Raw genomic sequence first — 15,761 nt, 5'->3', positions numbered from 1 at the left:
CCCCCCCCCCCCCCCCCCCCCCCCCCCCCCACGCCGCCGCAGCGCAACCGGCATGGGCGGCGCTCGCGCCGCGCGAGCGGGCAGCCGTATTTCGCCGCGCCGCCGCCGCCTTCGAACGCGACGCCGCCGCGCTCGCCCACTACATCGCCCGCGAAACTGGCGGGATTCTCGCGAAGGCACAGCACGAAGTGGCCGAAGCCGCGACACTCCTCCACATCGCAGCCAGTTTGCCGCTGCAACCGCAGGGGCTCGTGCTGCCGACAACGGCGGGCCGTCTCAGCTACGCGCGGCGCGTCCCGCACGGTGTCGTCGGCGTGATCTCGCCATTCAATTTTCCGTTGATCCTGTCGATGCGCTCCGTTGCACCCGCACTCGCGACCGGCAACGCCGTCGTGCTGAAGCCCGATCCGCAAACACCCATCTCCGGAGGTTTCCTGATCGCTCGCGCATTCGAGGAAGCCGGCCTGCCACCGGGCCTGCTGCAGGTGCTGCCCGGCGACGCAGACGCCGGCGCGGCGGTCGTCGAAGCACATGAGGTCGGGATGATCGCGTTCACCGGTTCAACCGCTGCGGGGCGCAAGGTCGGTGAGCTGGCGGGACGCCATCTGAAGAAGGTCTCGCTCGAACTCGGTGGCAAAAACACGCTGATCGTGCTCGACGACGCAGACCTCGACATCGCGGCGAGCAATGCCGCGTTCGGCGCGTTTTTCCATCAAGGCCAAATCTGCATGGCGACCGGACGCATCCTCGCGCACCGCAACATCGTCGCGGAGCTGACGCGGCGGCTCATCGAGAAGGCCAGGCATTTGCGGGTCGGCAATCCTGCGAGCGGCACAGTCGCCCTGGGGCCGCTCATCAACGCGCGGCAATTGCAGCACGTCGACTCGATCGTGCGCGCCTCGGTTGAGGCGGGCGCGGTGCTCGAAGCGGGCGGCGCCTATGAACAGCTTTTCTACAAACCCACGGTACTCTCGAACGTTCAGCCGGGCATGCGCGCATTCGACGAGGAGATTTTCGGGCCCGTTGCGGCCATCACGCCGTTCGATACGGATGACGAAGCGGTCGCCCTCGCGAATCGCACCGAATACGGCCTGTCTTGCGCGGTGATCGGCGCCTCGGTGGGTCGCGCAACGGCGATCGGCGAGCGCCTGAAGTGCGGCCTTCTGCACATCAACGATCAGACCGTTGCGGACGAATGCGTGAACCCGTTCGGTGGACGCGGTCAGTCGGGCAACGGCAGCAACGTGGGCGGCCCATCCGACCTGGACGAGTACACGCAATGGCAATGGGTGACAGTGAAGCAAGCGGCTCACCCGACGCCGTTCTAACGTTTTAACGATCGACAACAACAAGGAGACGAACGATGAAAATCCAGGCTGCCGTGGTGCGAGACAAAGGCGGACCGCTCACACTGGAAACACTCGAGCTAGAAGACCCGCGCGACGACGAAATTCTCGTACGCGTCGTGGCAACCGGCGTCTGCCACACCGACGTCGTGGTGCGCGACGGCCTGTTGCCGACGCCGCATCCGGTGGTGCTCGGCCACGAGGGCGCGGGCATCGTCGAGCGTGTGGGACGCAACGTGACCAAGGTTGCGCCAGGCGACGCCGTCGTCATGACCTACGACTCGTGCGGACAGTGTCCCTCCTGCGCGGCGCATGCCCAGAGCTATTGCCACGCCTTTTTTCCACGCAACTTCTTCGGCACGCGTGCGGACGGCAGTAGCGCGCTGTCGAAAGAAGGCGAGCGGATTCACGGCAATTTCTTCGGTCAATCGTCGTTTGCAACGCACGCGTTATGTCACGAACGCAACGTCGTGAAGGTGCCCGCCGATGCGCCGCTCGAACTGCTCGGCCCGCTCGCATGCGGTGTGCAGACCGGCGCCGGCGCTGTCATGAACGCACTGCGCGTGCCGGCCGGCGCTTCATTCGCGGTGTTCGGCGCCGGCTCGGTCGGCCTTTCAGCGGTGATGGCCGCGCGCGTCGCCGGCGCGACGACGATCGTGGCGATCGATCTGCACGACGCGCGGCTCGACTTCGCGCGCAGTGTGGGCGCGACGCATACGCTGAACCCGTCGCGCGACGACGTGGTCGCGTCGCTCGTTGCGTTGACAGGCTACGGAATCGACTATGCGCTCGACACGACCGGGGTCGCGAAAGTAATCCGCCAGGCCGCCGACAGTCTGGCCCCGCGGGGTACTTGCGGCGTGCTCGGCGCGTCGGCGCCGGGCACCGAGATCGTGCTCGACGAGGTGCATTTCATGAGTGGCGGACGCCGGTTGATGGGAATCGTCGTAGGTGAATCGAATCCGGATACCTTCATCCCGACGCTGATCGAACTGCACCGCCAGGGGCGCTTTCCGTTTGACCGGATGGTGAAGTTCTATTCGCTCGGCGAGATCAATACGGCAATCGCCGATTCACTCGAAGGACGCACGATCAAGCCAATCGTTCGAATGTAAGTCCACGCAGCAAACAAGTGCGAGCGCCGGTCACCAACCCGGCGCTCGCATGCGAAGTCCATTGGTCGTGCCAGCGGACTCGTTACCGCGGCGCCATCCGCAACGCGCCGTCGAGCCGGATCACTTCGCCGTTCAACGCGACGTTGCCCACGATATGCAGTGCCAGCTCGGCGAACTCCTCAGGTTTGCCAAGCCGTTTCGGAAACGGAATCGAAGCGGCGAGCGACTGTTGCACCTCTTCAGGCAGCGCATGGAGCAACGGCGTGAGGAAGAGTCCCGGGGCGATCGTCATCACACGTACGCCGTACTGGGCGAGATCGCGCGCAAGCGGCAACGTGAGCGAGACAAGGCCGCCTTTGGACGCCGCGTAAGCGGCCTGCCCCACTTGCCCGTCGTACGCGGCGACCGAAGCCGTGCAAACGATGACGCCGCGTTCGCCGTCCGCCAGGGGCTCGGCGCTCGTCATGCGCGCCGCTGCAAGGCGGACCACATTGAACGTGCCAAGCAGATTCACGTTGATGACCCGCGCGAAGTCCTCCTGCGGCATCGGCGCACCGTCACGTCCAACGAGCCGCTTCGCGCCGCCGATCCCGGCGCAGTTGATCAGAATCCGCGCCACACCGTGCACGCGCGCACCGGCGTCGAGGGCCGCTTCGACCGAAGCCGCGTCCGTGATGTCGCAACGCTGGGCGAACGCATTCTCATGGCCGAGTTCTTCAGCCAGCGCATGCGCCGCTGCTTCGTTCACGTCCAGCAGCGTGACCCGCGCGCCGGCTGCAACCAATGCGCGCGCAGTTTGCGCGCCGAGCCCCGATGCGGCACCGGTGACGAGCGCCGCCTGTCCTTCTGCTTGCATGTCTTGAGTTCCTTTAAAAAAGTCAACCAATCTGCGCAGGTTCAGACTTCGCGCCCAGTCCGAGCAGGCGCACCGCGTTGTCCTTCAGCAGCAGCTGATGCACTTCCGGTTTGAAGCCGGCTTTCTGGAAATCGTCGAGCCAACGGTCCGGGTGAATCAGCGGGAAATCGGAAGCGAACAGCATGCGTTCCTTCAACAGCGAATTCGCGTACTGCACCAGTTGCGGCGGGAAATACTTCGGCGACCAGCCGGACAGATCGATGTAGACATTCGGCTTGTGCAGGCAGATCGATAACGCTTCGTCCTGCCAGGGCCACGACGGATGCGCGATCACGACCTTCATGTCGGGGAAGTCGGCCGCGACGTCGTCAAGGTGAATCGGCTCCGAGTATTTGAGCCGCAGTCCGCCGCCGCCGGGCATGCCGCTGCCGATGCCGGAATGGCCGCTGTGGAAAATCGCCGGCAGCCCATATTCAGCAATCACCTCGTACAGCGGATACGCCATCCGGTCGTTGGCATAGAAGCCTTGCACGGTCGGATGAAACTTGAAGCCGCGCACGCCGCATTCCTCGATCAGCCGCCGTGCCTCGCGCGCCCCCATTTTTCCCTTGTGCGGATCGATGCTCGCAAACGCGATCATGATGTCCCGGTTGTTGGCAGCAAACTCGGCGATCTCTTCATTCGGAATCCGGCGACGACCCATCTGACTTTCGGCGTCGACCGTGAACATGACGAAGCCGATCTTGCGTTCCCGGTAGTAATCGATCGTTTCGGGAATCGTCGGACGGCGCCCCTGGCGCAACACGGTGCCAAAGTATTTGTCCGCCGCCTCGTCGAACTCCTTGCCGAACAGGTCCGGCGGCTGGCAGCACGACACTTCGGCATGAACGTGCGTGTCGATTGCAATCAGGTTATCGATATCCATCAGGCACTCCTCTATCAAAGACTCTTTTCGGCGGCCGCGATCGAGCGCGGCACCCAGACAATCAGTGTGGCGTCACCGCGGTATAGCGCGTCGACGGTGGCGGCGCGCTGCGCGAGCACGACACGCTGGTTGATCGAGCCTTTATCGGTGACTTCACCGGTTGCGAGGGACGGCGGCGGATCGAGCAGCGCAACACGCGCGACCCGGCTCGCACTGCCCGTGCCCTCGGCGTACAACTCGTCCGCCAACGCGTGGAACATCTTGACGACATCCGGATGCGCGTAGATCTGCGCCGCCGGCACGTCCGCAAATGCCCCTGCCAGTTGACGGCATGCGGCAAGATTCGGCACGATCAGGACGCCGATCTCGTGGCGATCGTGTCCGGTAACAACAACGTCGCCGACATAGGGACTCCCGGCCGCAATCACGCGTTGCCGCAGCGGACCCACGCTCACCCAGGTGCCGGTATTCAGCTTGAAGTCTTCGGCGACCCGGCCATCGAAAACGAAGCCGCGGTCGGGGTCGGCAGGGTCGAGCCAGCGTACTGCGTCGCCTGAACAGAAGAAGCCTTCTTCGTCGAACGCTTCGGCGCTCTGTTCCGGCGCACGCCAGTATCCGGACGTCACGTTTGGGCCGCGATAGCGCACCTCGAGCTTGCGGCTCTGGCCGTCGCCGACTGGCACGAGTTTCAGTTCCATCCCCGGCAGCGGTACGCCGATCTGGCCCGCCACCACTTCGGTCTCGACGATCATCAGCGCGGAGGGTGCAGTCTCCGTCATGCCCAGTCCGGTATTCATCACGATCCGTTCGCCGCAATGCGCGACAGCGCTTCTATGGAGCCGGTCCCAGACGGGTTGTTCGAGTGCGGCGCCGGCATAGAACTGCATGCGCAGCCGGTGGTAGAAAGTCGCGCGCAGCCTGGCATCCTGCTCAAGGGCGCGCGCAATTTCTTCCCACCCTTTGGGCACGTTGAAATACACGGTCGGCGAAATCTCGCGCAGGTTGGCGAGCGTTGTCGCCATGCCGTCCGTTGTCGGCTTGCCGTCGTCAATGTAGAGCGAACCGCCGTGGAACAGCGTCAGTCCGAAGTTCTGGTTGCCGCCAAACGTGTGATGCCAGGGTAGCCAGTCGATAAAAACCGGCGGCTCTTCGGCCAGAAACGGCCATGCCGCGGTTTCCATCACGAGGTTGCTGGACCACATCCGGTTCGTGTTGATCACCGCCTTCGGCATCTTCGTCGAGCCCGAGGTACACAGGAACTTGACGATCGTGTCGGGGCCGGTCGCGGCCCGCGCCCGGTCGACGGCGTCTGTCGGCACGGTGGCGACCAGTTCGTCGAACGAAGTACTCGCGCGTGCGGCCGGCGGTGTCTCGCCGACGACGACCTCGACGTCAGCCGGCACCGCTTCGCACAGGGCTGCGGCAAAGCGTTCACCGTCATCGGCAAAGACGAGGCCCGGCGTCAGCATCGACAGAATGTGGCGCAGCTTCCCGTAGCTCCGGTCCAGCAATGAATACGCGGGCGATACCGGCGCATACGGAACCCCGGCACACATGCAGCCGAGCGCAACCAGCGCGTGTTGCAGCGAGTTGCCGGACAGAATCGCGACTGGGCGTTCGGCCGACAGGCCACGCGCGAGCAGCACCTCGCCGATACTGCGCGCCGCAGCGGCCGCTTGCGCGTAGCTGATGTGCTGCCACTGCCCGTCGGGGCCGCGACGCGCCACGAGGGTGCGCTCCGGGGCCGCGGCGGCATGCTCGAACAGCCGGTCGATCACGCGCTCGGGGTACGGGCCCAGCGGCGTGGTCGAGCGAACGCGAAGCACGCCGTTGGCGGCTTCAGTCACTTCCAGGGGACCGACGCCGAAACTTACGCGTCGATAGGTATGTGCTGGCATCAATTGTCTCCGTCCATCATCCTGTTTGCAGTGGCCGTGTGCGGCCATCTTGTTGCGCGATGAGCGAGCGCGGATTTATGCGGGGCGCACGCGGCCGACCTTATGTTCGAGGAACGCCGCGAGCCGCTCCTGCGTTTGCGGGTCGCTCAGCGCGATCGCCGCCATCAGCGACTCGGTCAGCAGACCGTCCTGAATCGACTGATCGGCGATTCGCGGCAGCACCTGGGTCACGGCGTAGTTGGTGGTTGGCGAGTTCTGCGCGATCCGCGCGGCAAGTTCCCGTGCCTTGGCGAGCCCTTCGCCGTTCTTCACCAGATACTGGGCGATCCCGGCGTCGTACCCTTCTTTAGCGGTATAAACCCGGCCGGTCAGCATCATGTCCGCCATTCGCGCGACGCCGATCAGACGCGGCACCCGCACCGAGGCGCCACCGCCCACGAAAAGCCCGCGGCTGCCTTCCGGCAACGCGTAAAACGCCGACTCCTCGGCAACACGCACGTGACATGCGGACGCGAGTTCGAGGCCGCCGCCAATGGTTGCGCCCTTCAACACGGCGATAACCGGGGCGCGGCCGAACTGGATCTGCTCGAACGCGGCATGCCACATGCGCGAATGATGCATCGCCTCCACCGTGGCGCGCTCGCGCATCTCCGCCAGATCGAGCCCCGCGCAGAAGTGTTCGCCCTCGGCGTGCAGGACAATCGCCCGAACGGTTGCCGGCATCGTTTCGAACGCATGGCGCAATTCCGCCACCAGCGCATCGCTAATCGCGTTACGCTTGGCCGGACGATTGAGACAGACCAGCGCGATCGATTCTTCGAGCTGGACATTCAGATACCGATAGTCAGGTTGCGTCATATGCATGGTTGTTAAGCGTCGGTGTTGGAACATGAATTTAGTTATACAACATAACTAATAAGGTGGCAAGCCTGAGCGCGTTCGTTGTCCGCTTGCGAGCCTATTCCGATGGGGTCCGCGTGTTATGATCGGCGCGCCCTCTCTTGCGCGAAAACGTCTACCCCCATGGCCTCAAAACCCGCTCCAGACAACGCTATCGCCGACCAGACCGACCAGTCCGAACTGCTCGGTCTCGTGGGTTACAACCTGCGCCGGGCGTATCTGGTCATCCAGTCGCTGTTCGACGAACGAATGGAAAAGCACGACCTGCGGCAAGCGGAATTCAGCGTGCTATCCGTCGTGAAAGACAATCCCGGAATCAATCAGAAGGCGCTGGCCGAAGCGCTCGTGGTGGCGCCGCCCAATCTCGCGCCACTGCTTGACCGGCTCGAAGCACGCAGCCTGCTCACCCGCCAACGCAACCCCGACGACAAGCGCGCGCAGCTCGTCGAACTGACGACTCAAGGCACGCGGCTCTATGGCCGCGCCCTGAAAGCGGCGGCAGAAGCAGACAGCGCTGCGGTAGACAGGCTTTCCGCAACTGAACGCGAGCAGTTGAAAGTGCTATTGCGAAAGATCTTTGTCGAATGAACCGGCACCACGCTGCCCGTCTGCGCCGGTGTCAAACCGGCGTTTATCGGCCTTGCCCGTCCGCACCGAAGGCGCGGAAATAGCCGCGACGATCCAGCACGAACGATCCGAAGCGGGCGAACAGGCTGAACGCCGCTCAGAAGTGCGTCTGCATGCCGATACGGCCGATGAACTGCGACGCCGAACTCGACGCCACCATCACGTCATTGATCAGCGCGTTAGCCCCTTGATTCGCACGTTGATAAACGGTTGTGACATAAACACTGGTGCGTTTGGACAGCGTGTATTGCAACATCGCCGTCAACTGGTGCGCGTGATTGTCGTCGACCACCGTGTTCCCCTTCATATACGAATACGCGCCGCTCAGACTCCACAGATTGCCGATCTGCCACACGCTGCCCGCTTCGATTTGCCATATGCCGGCGCCGTTCAGGTTGTTGTGCACGGTTGTGAACAGCCCCGTTAGCGTGACAGCGCCCAGGTGATAGTGGGTACCGACACCCCAGTTACGTACGCTGTCCTGACCACCGGCCGTCGCCGTTTTTACGAGCGTGTACGCGGCATTCGCGCCAAATGCGCCGTTCACATAATTGAGCCCAAAGCTCGACGCGTTGCCCGAGCCGATCGATCCAGGCACGCCGCCGAAGCCATACATGGCGCCTGCCGAGAATCCACCGAAATTTGCGCTCTGATATTTGACCGAATTGGTGATCCGCTCGCCGGCCATTCGATCCCAGTCGAACGCGCCGGTCGGATTGTTGGGTAACGCAAGCTTGGCGAACGGCCCGTTCCGGAAGTCGTAGACACCCGCTGCGTAAAGCGCCGCGTCGTTGTAGCCGAAGAACAGCGAGTCGACCATGAAGTCATACTGATTGCCCAGCGTAAGACGCCCAAAACGTTCGTCATCGAGACCCACGTACGCCGTCCGGCTGAACAGGCTTTGTCCAGGCATGAAAGAGCCGTTGCCAAGTTGGAACTGATTTGTCAATTCGAAAACTGCTCGCGTGCCGCCCCCGAGATCCTCCTTGCCGGTGAACTTCAGGAGATTCGGCACCGCGATCCCATCATCGAACTTCAGCGTGTGACCGCCGCCTTCGTTGCTGACATAAGATACGCCGCCGTCGATCAAGCCGCTGATCGTCACACTGCTCTGGGCGAACGCGTGACACGCGAACAGCATGCCGGCTGCCGTACAAACCGCTTTCGTCTTCATTGACTGTCTCCTTACCGGATATCAAAGTTGCGACTTTTCGTCGTCAGTTGGTTTATTGCTACTTCTGTCACGCGTCCCGGATTCGCTGCGGCGGATACGGACGAGCCGATCCACAGCCTGGTGGCCGATCTGAATCCGGGAGGTTGAGTTCGTATAGATGCGCCGGCGTCATGCCCTGACGAGCCCGGCGCGGCCCGCGACAAGCGCGCTAGGGCGTCACACGGGATCGCCCGACGCACCAAGCGCGGCAGCCGTGCGTTCCAGCTTGCGTGGCGCCGTCTCGGCGAGGAACAGCGAAACGGCGGCGCCGGCGATCAGACCGCCTAGCGCGAAATCCAGCGTAAATGCCAGACCAAAGTGCTGAGCGATGAAACCCGCGATTACAGGCGCGAGACCGCCGCCAAAGATCTCTCCGGCACCGGAGACAAAGCCGACTGAAGAGGCAACTAGCCCAAGCGGTGCGGCCTCCGTGGCGATCGGTCCGCTCAGGAGCCCGAGCAATCCGAGCGCGAACACCGAAATGCCGAACAGCAGCGCAAACAGAAGTGGCGGATTCGGGCCGGTCTGTGAGAAGACATACAGCAGAACGGCGGCCGCCGCGAAGGCGATGACTGCGGCGTTACGGCGTCCGATGTAATCGGACACACCGGCCACGCCGAACGAGCCGATGAAGCCGCCGAAGCCGATAGCCGAAACGACGAAACCCATGCGCTGCGTGTCCAGATGCAGCACTTCGACGAGGTACGTGGGCACCATCGCGCTGACAACGAAAATGCCGGCCATCGCGCACAGGATCGCCGCCATCGCCAACCATACGTTGCGGCTGGCGAAGAGCTTCGTCCAGCGCGGACGCACCTCGCCGGACGTAGCAGTGACCCGAACGCTACGCGGCTGGTCGCGCAGCAACCGTGCGATCAATACCGCCACGATCAGCCCCGGCACAGCCGAAATCATGAATACCCAGTGCCACGAAGGCACGACGCGCAGCAACTGCGTGACGAGAATCGGGGCGAAACCGAGACCGAGCAAAGAGAACATGCTGAGTTGTAAGCCCTGGTTGAAGCCGCGCCGCGACGGTAATGAGGCCTCGCCGGTGGCGGCAACGCTCGCCGGCGTAAACGCACCTTCCGCAATACCCATTACCGCGCGGATCAGCATCAGACTGGCGAAACTGGTGGCCAGCCCCGACAGGCTGGACAAAAGGGAGAAGGCGACCATCGTGACCACGAGAATTTTCTTCCGGCCAATACGGTCGGATACGGGCCCCATCGCGATAGCCCAAACGCCCCATGTCACGCTCAGAATGCCGATCAGACTGCCGAGTTGCTGAAAATTGAGCCCGAGGTCGTGCATCATGTGAGGAAACAACGGCGCGACGATCCATCGGTCGAGTCCAACGAGGCCGAACCCAAGGCCCAGCAGGACGAGTGTCTTACGCTCGTACGCTACGTCGTGTCTGGAGGTAGTACTCATGAAAGCGTCTCCTGTCAGTTGAAATTTTAGTTATGTCTCATATTGGTTATTGATAATAAGTTGTTTATCGGCGAATGCAAGCGGGGACTGATAGGGGAAAACGCTGAAGCGCGTTGTCAATGCGAGCTTGCACGATCACCATCGCAGTGGATATCCGTGCCAATCGGCTCACGCTAGCGAGGGAGTTCGGGGCGACTCATACGATTGATGCTGCGCGGGGCAATGCCGTCGAAGCGATCTGTGCGATCTATGACGGCGTCGAAGATTCGCTCGGCACGATGGCTGTGCCAGCAATGATTCAGTTGGGGATGGGAAACATCGAACCTCGAACCCATGGAAGCTTCGTGCCGGAAATCGAACGGCCCGCCGTACACGGGTGCGCACTGGCGAGGGATAAGCGCTGCGTCGACCTCAACATAAGCGTCCGACTGTATCTTCACCCGGTGTACGCGGATGTCGCAACCTGGCCGGGCCGCGAGATTGAAGTACGAATGACTCGTCAGGTTAACCGGCGTTGCACGGTCCGTGAGTGCCAGGTATTCAATCTCGCCCAACGAGGCGTCCAATCACTGCCCTACAGTTTTTGTCAGCGATCCCAGACGTTCGGCAGTGAAACTGAAGCGACGAGACAGTCGTTCGCCGGCAGCGAGCATCGTCAGGCCATTTGCCTCCCGCCGCCCTGAAAGAGACACCGCACCAGGTCGGCCATCACCCGGCTGGAAGCAGAAGAAGCGCCCTTGACGTGGTATATGGAGCGCGTAGTTGGCAGCGTTCGCGGAAATCGTCAGTGCGAACTGGCGCGTGGGCCACTCCACGAACGCACGGCCGCCCCAGCCAGTAAACACATGATCGACCAGCGACCGTGGCAACGGATAGGTCACACCGAATTGCCAGGCGGGTGGGGTTGGAACGTGCCGCGGCGCATCCCAATCATCCTTGGTGAGCCACAGGCCACTGGCCGGCGCGCACAGTCCGGTATCGGCATCGCGTACCAGAAATGGACGAATGCCGATTCCGAACGGTGATGTTCTACGCCCCCTGTTTTCGATCTCGATCGTCACCGTCAGCGTCGGTCCGTCGATCTGATACGTCTGAATGGCGTGATACGGTTTCCGCAAGGTGCCTACGGTTCTTAGTCGCACGCACCTTGCGTCGGCCGATTCAATTTCCCAATCTTGCGGAACACGACCATCACCGACCGGAACCCGATCTTCGGCGCAATCGCACAGTGGTCCCGACGGACATCCCGTAAGACACGACTGCCCTCGCCCCAAACAAAAGGGAGTCGAAAATACAGGATGACATGCGAGTTGCCTGGTATCCACACCCGACGTAACCGCCGAAGGCGCGAGAAACACAGGCGCCCACATACCACGATCATTCCAGTCAAACCGGGTAACGCCGCCAAGCACGCCCGATACAACGTCAAGCTTCAGATAGGCGTTAGCAAGCGTCACACAGTCGCCGGCATTCACAGCCCCGTTTGATCTGCTGTCGCCCCTCCGTGCGATGTCCATAACGGCTGAAGTAGCCGAATCGACCTCGCGGGGATCTACCATGTGCATGCCGCACTCCCTTCAGACAAAACGCCTGTCAGTTATCCGTTTCATCCTGCATCCGGACGACCTTCAGTTCGCTGGTTATGCGCTTGTGATCGCGTAACTTCCATCGAGACCGCAATCTGATCAGTACCCGGTTGTTGTCTCACACCACCGGCTCACCCGCTGCGGGGTCAAGCCGCTCACCTCATCGTCACGAGATCGGCCCCATCGCCAACACCCGCTGGCGGTTGCCGTTCGCCAGGAGGCACTCCCTGCTTCGCGTCGAGCCCTGTACCACCTGAGCGTCGACGCCCAGCGTGCCGCTCGATAATCCGCTGCAGCAGGCAGAACACACACAGCAGCGCGCCGATTACGATGCGCGTCCACCATGAACTCAGCGTGCCATCGAACGTGATCAACGTCTGGATCGTGCCGAGTATGCCGACACCGAACAACGAGCCGATCACATAGCCGACACCGCCGGTCAGCAACGTGCCGCCAATCACAGTCGCGGCGATCGCGTCCAGTTCCATCCCCTGCGCCTGCAGCCCATAGCCGGACAGCACGTACAACGTGAACACGACCCCGGCAAGCGCCGAGCACAGGCCGCTCAGGGCGTACACGGCGACCTTCGTACGCGCGACCGGCAGCCCCATCAGCAGCGCCGAGCGCTCACTGCCCCCGACCGCATATACATTGCGCCCGAAGCGCGTGAAGTGCGCAACATAGATTGCGGCGGCAAGCGTCGCGAGCGCTATCAGTGCACCCGCGTTGAGCGAGCCGCCGCCGATTGGCACGCTCAGGCCTGCAATCGCATGGAACGTCGGTTCGTTAATCGTGATCGATTGCGTCGTGATCAGGAAGCATGCGCCGCGCGCGAGGAACATGCCGGCAAGCGTCACGATGAATGGCTGCAGGCGGAAGAAGTGGATCAGCGCGCCCATCGCTGCTCCATAGAGCGCACCGAACACCAGTACGAGCGGCACGATTACCCAAATGGGCCAATGCAGCCATTCCGCGCCGACCGCACAGAGGATCGTCGTCAGCGCGACCACCGCTCCAACCGACAGGTCGATACCGCCAGACACGATCACAAACGTCATGCCGATGGCAACGATCAACAGGAACGCGTTGTCGACGAACAGACCGGTCAGCACCTGCATCGAGAAGAAGCCCGTGTACGTCACCGAACCGAAGCCGAACAGCGCAGCAAACAGCACGATTGTCACGACGATCGGCAACGTGCGGGGGTCGGCCAACCGACCAATCAGCTTGCTCATGGGTTTGTCATCCCGGTGGATGCGCGGGACCGCGCGGAAGAGAAAAATCGCATTAGCTGCCTGACGAGCAACGCGCGAGCCGCCTCGGACTGAATCACGCTGACCACGACGACGACGACGGCCTTCACGACAAGCGTCGCCTCCGGCGGCACGCCGATCGAGTACGTCGTATAGGTCAGCGTCTGGATGATCAGCGCGCCGAGCACCGTGCCCGCCAGGCTGAAGCGGCCGCCTAGCAGTGAGGTGCCACCGAGGGTCACCGCGAGAATCGCGTCGAGTTCGAGCAGCAGTCCCGCATTGTTACCGTCGGCGCTGCGCACGTTTGAGCTCGCGATGATCCCGGCAATCGCGCCCATCAGCCCGCAGAACGCGTAGACGCTGAACACGATCGTGCCGGAGCGCAAGCCGACCAACCGGGTCGCAACCGGATTCACGCCAATGGAGCGGATGAAGAGTCCAAGCGCGGTGCGGTTCACGAGCAGCGCCGTCGCTGCCGTCACGGCGATCGCGATCCACACCGAGCACGGCACCATCGCGAGATAGCCGTCGCCAAGCTTCAGGTAGCCCGGCGCGTCGATCGGGATAATCTGGCCACCCGTCAGCAACTGTGCAATGCCGCGCCCGGCAACCATCAGGATCAGCGTCGCGATGATCGGCTGCATGCCGACGAACGCAACCAGCAATCCATTCCACATACCCGCCAGCAGCCCGACCCCGGCAGCCACGAGCAGCGCCTCGCCAACGTGGGACGGGTTCGCTTCCAGGACGATGGAAGCCGCCGCGCCAGCAATTGCAACGGTCGCGCCGACCGAGATGTCGATGCCGCGCGTCGCGATCACAAGTGTCATGCCGAGCGATACGATCACGAGCGGCGCCGCCCGATTCAGGATGTCGATCGGTGCGCCGAACAGGTGGCCGTCGAGAACCGTGATCGACAGGAAGCTGGCCCGATGCGCGAGGTCGAGCGCGAATAGCAGCACGAGCGTGAGCGCCGGCCAGATCAACGGGTGACGAAGCAATGCCTGAATCCGTTTCATGACTGGCCTCCGGCGATGAGTCGATACACCTGATCTTCCGACAGTTTTTCGCCCGAGACCTCCGCAACCTTGCGCCGATCGCGCAGCACGGCGACCCGGTGGCTCACACGCACCACTTCGCTCATCTCCGAAGAGATGAACAGGATGGCAAGCCCCTTCGCGCACAGCGAAAGCACGCGATCCATGATGTCGAACTTCGCGGCTACGTCGATGCCTCGCGTCGGTTCATCGAGAATCAACAGCTTCGGCTCGGTCGCCAGCCAGCGCGCGAGCAGCACCTTCTGCTGATTGCCGCCTGAAAGCAGGCCGATCGGCTGCTCGGCGTCGCGCGCCTTGATGCCGAGGCGCTCGATGTAGTCGTTCGCAATCTCGCGTTGCCGCGCCCGGCTCAGCATGCGCCACCAGCCGCGCCGCGCCTGCAGCGCGAGAATGATGTTCTCGCGTATCGAGAGCGCAGCAACGATGCCCTCGTTCTTGCGATCTTCGGGACAATACGCAATGCCGTGCCGCACGGCGTCGCGTGGCGAAGCAAGCTTCACGCGCTGTCCGTCGACCAGCATCGTGCCGGCGTCCGCGCGCTCCGCACCGAACACCAGTCGCGCCGTCTCGGTGCGGCCCGAGCCGAGCAGCCCCGCAAGCCCGAGAATCTGGCCCGGACGCACATCGAGATCGACCGGGTTCATCAGACCGCGCCGGCCCACGCCCTGCATCGACAGGAATGGCGCCGCGCGATTTTCCTCGCGCGCGACGTCCGATGCGCCATTCTTCAGCCGTTCTTTCATACGCTCATGACCCGTCATCTTTGCTACGAGCAACTCGACGGGTAGGTCCTTCGCGAGATATTCACCTTCGCGCTCGCCGTTGCGCATCACCGTGATGCGATCGGACACCGCATAGGTTTGCTCAAGAAAATGCGTCACGAACAGGATCGCCATGCCCGACGCCTTCAGTTGCCGCAACACGGCGAAGAGGCGCGCAACCTCGCCGTCGTCGAGGCTCGAGGTTGGTTCGTCGAGAATCAGCACGCGTGCATCGACCGACACCGCCCGCGCGATCGCGACCATCTGCTGAACCGCAATCGGATAGGAGTCAAGCGAACGCGTGACATCAAGGAAAAGGTCCAGGTCCGCGAGCGCTTCACGGGCGCGCACGTTGATTGCCTTCCAGTCGATCGCTCCACGCTTCTTCGGCTGCCGGCCGGCGAAAATATTCTCCGCGACGGACAGGTTAGGACACAGGTTCACTTCCTGGTAGAGCGTCTGGATACCCGCGGCTTCAGCCTCCAGCGGGGCTGCGAAGCGCACGGTCTCGCCACCAAGCCGGATCTCGCCGGAATCGTGCCCGAACACGCCGGTCAGCACGTTGATCAGCGTTGACTTCCCCGCGCCGTTCTGGCCCATCAGGGTATGAATCTCGCCGGGAAAGAGGCGAAAATTCACCTGCTGCAGTGCCTTGACGCCTGGAAACGTCTTGTCGATGCCGATAATCTCAAGAATGGGTGCGTGGATCATAGGTGAACGGAACAGGAATCCGCCCCGTCAAAGTGGTCGAAGACACAGCCACACACGGCCCGGGCGATGCGCGCCGGG

14 protein-coding genes are annotated in these 15,761 nt (G+C 62.8%); 3 read left to right on the top strand and 11 right to left on the bottom strand.

The features are described 5' to 3' along the window. Together PQR67_RS34335 and PQR67_RS34330 are read left to right on the top strand one after the other, a co-directional pair. Positions 1–1,328 (top strand): benzaldehyde dehydrogenase (locus PQR67_RS34335; protein WP_408467242.1); only part of this gene is annotated, 1,328 nt, incomplete at its 5' end. Positions 1,329–1,363: 35 nt separating this feature from the next. Continuing rightward, positions 1,364–2,461 carry an NAD(P)-dependent alcohol dehydrogenase gene (locus PQR67_RS34330; protein WP_408467241.1) on the top strand — a complete coding sequence of 366 codons (1,098 nt, stop codon included), beginning with the start codon at positions 1,364–1,366 and terminating at the stop codon, positions 2,459–2,461. Between the two features lie 82 nt (positions 2,462–2,543). Here PQR67_RS34330 and PQR67_RS34325 read toward each other — a convergent pair whose 3' ends face one another. From PQR67_RS34325 to PQR67_RS34310, 4 genes are all read right to left on the bottom strand, one after another. Next, the gene (locus tag PQR67_RS34325) at positions 2,544–3,317 is read right to left on the bottom strand and encodes an SDR family NAD(P)-dependent oxidoreductase (RefSeq protein ID WP_408467240.1); all 774 of its coding nucleotides are present in this window, start codon (positions 3,315–3,317) and stop codon (positions 2,544–2,546) included. A gap of 22 nt (positions 3,318–3,339) precedes the next feature. Beyond that, entirely contained in the window at positions 3,340–4,242 is a 903-nt protein-coding gene (locus PQR67_RS34320; protein WP_408467239.1) for an amidohydrolase family protein, read from the bottom strand. Positions 4,243–4,256: 14 nt separating this feature from the next. Beyond that, positions 4,257–6,140, bottom strand: coding sequence for a feruloyl-CoA synthase (locus PQR67_RS34315; protein ID WP_408467238.1), 1,884 nt, complete (start codon positions 6,138–6,140; stop codon positions 4,257–4,259). A 75-nt stretch (positions 6,141–6,215) separates the two neighbouring features. Continuing rightward, entirely contained in the window at positions 6,216–6,998 is a 783-nt protein-coding gene (locus tag PQR67_RS34310; RefSeq protein ID WP_408467246.1) for a crotonase/enoyl-CoA hydratase family protein, read from the bottom strand. A 165-nt stretch (positions 6,999–7,163) separates the two neighbouring features. Here PQR67_RS34310 and PQR67_RS34305 point away from each other — a divergent pair, with 165 nt between their 5' ends. Next, positions 7,164–7,628: a MarR family winged helix-turn-helix transcriptional regulator gene (locus tag PQR67_RS34305; RefSeq protein WP_408467237.1), complete on the top strand. Its 465-nt coding sequence runs from the start codon at positions 7,164–7,166 to the stop codon at positions 7,626–7,628. A gap of 136 nt (positions 7,629–7,764) precedes the next feature. On the opposite strand, the gene PQR67_RS34300 is transcribed toward PQR67_RS34305, so the two are convergent. From PQR67_RS34300 to PQR67_RS34270, 7 genes are all read right to left on the bottom strand, one after another. Next, entirely contained in the window at positions 7,765–8,841 is a 1,077-nt protein-coding gene (locus PQR67_RS34300) for a porin (protein WP_408467236.1), read from the bottom strand. 216 nt (positions 8,842–9,057) lie between these two features. After that, on the bottom strand, positions 9,058–10,314 hold the full coding sequence (locus PQR67_RS34295; protein ID WP_408467235.1) for an MFS transporter: 1,257 nt from the start codon (positions 10,312–10,314) through the stop codon (positions 9,058–9,060). 173 nt (positions 10,315–10,487) lie between these two features. After that, entirely contained in the window at positions 10,488–10,868 is a 381-nt protein-coding gene (locus PQR67_RS34290; RefSeq protein ID WP_408467234.1) for an aldose epimerase family protein, read from the bottom strand. Positions 10,869–10,880: 12 nt separating this feature from the next. Next, positions 10,881–11,771 (bottom strand): aldose epimerase family protein, encoded by an 891-nt coding sequence (locus tag PQR67_RS34285; RefSeq protein WP_408467233.1) that lies wholly within the window; start codon positions 11,769–11,771, stop codon positions 10,881–10,883. 284 nt (positions 11,772–12,055) lie between these two features. Next, the gene (gene yjfF / locus PQR67_RS34280; protein ID WP_408467232.1) at positions 12,056–13,135 is read right to left on the bottom strand and encodes a galactofuranose ABC transporter, permease protein YjfF; all 1,080 of its coding nucleotides are present in this window, start codon (positions 13,133–13,135) and stop codon (positions 12,056–12,058) included. After that, positions 13,132–14,172, bottom strand: coding sequence for an ABC transporter permease (locus tag PQR67_RS34275; protein WP_408467231.1), 1,041 nt, complete (start codon positions 14,170–14,172; stop codon positions 13,132–13,134). The genes yjfF and PQR67_RS34275 overlap by 4 nt, the downstream gene beginning before the upstream one ends. Then, positions 14,169–15,683 (bottom strand): sugar ABC transporter ATP-binding protein, encoded by a 1,515-nt coding sequence (locus tag PQR67_RS34270; protein ID WP_408467230.1) that lies wholly within the window; start codon positions 15,681–15,683, stop codon positions 14,169–14,171. Before PQR67_RS34270 ends, PQR67_RS34275 begins: the two co-directional genes overlap by 4 nt. Positions 15,684–15,761: the final 78 nt, after the last annotated feature.

The organism is Paraburkholderia fungorum (genome assembly GCF_046026025.1).
GTDB classification, from domain to species: domain Bacteria; phylum Pseudomonadota; class Gammaproteobacteria; order Burkholderiales; family Burkholderiaceae; genus Paraburkholderia; species Paraburkholderia fungorum_E.
The sequence above is the reverse complement of the archived record's forward strand: the minus strand, read 5'-3'. Positions and strand labels throughout refer to the sequence as shown.

Coding starts and splice junctions, on each gene's coding strand:
- PQR67_RS34295 (WP_408467235.1), bottom strand. CDS start 10,314: ATGAGTACTACCTCCAGACACGACGTAGCGTACGAGCGTAAGACACTC.
- yjfF (WP_408467232.1), bottom strand. CDS start 13,135: ATGAGCAAGCTGATTGGTCGGTTGGCCGACCCCCGCACGTTGCCGATC.
- PQR67_RS34325 (WP_408467240.1), bottom strand. CDS start 3,317: ATGCAAGCAGAAGGACAGGCGGCGCTCGTCACCGGTGCCGCATCGGGG.
- PQR67_RS34275 (WP_408467231.1), bottom strand. CDS start 14,172: ATGAAACGGATTCAGGCATTGCTTCGTCACCCGTTGATCTGGCCGGCG.
- PQR67_RS34300 (WP_408467236.1), bottom strand. CDS start 8,841: ATGAAGACGAAAGCGGTTTGTACGGCAGCCGGCATGCTGTTCGCGTGT.
- PQR67_RS34315 (WP_408467238.1), bottom strand. CDS start 6,140: ATGCCAGCACATACCTATCGACGCGTAAGTTTCGGCGTCGGTCCCCTG.
- PQR67_RS34310 (WP_408467246.1), bottom strand. CDS start 6,998: ATGACGCAACCTGACTATCGGTATCTGAATGTCCAGCTCGAAGAATCG.
- PQR67_RS34305 (WP_408467237.1), top strand. CDS start 7,164: ATGGCCTCAAAACCCGCTCCAGACAACGCTATCGCCGACCAGACCGAC.
- PQR67_RS34320 (WP_408467239.1), bottom strand. CDS start 4,242: ATGGATATCGATAACCTGATTGCAATCGACACGCACGTTCATGCCGAA.
- PQR67_RS34330 (WP_408467241.1), top strand. CDS start 1,364: ATGAAAATCCAGGCTGCCGTGGTGCGAGACAAAGGCGGACCGCTCACA.
- PQR67_RS34270 (WP_408467230.1), bottom strand. CDS start 15,683: ATGATCCACGCACCCATTCTTGAGATTATCGGCATCGACAAGACGTTT.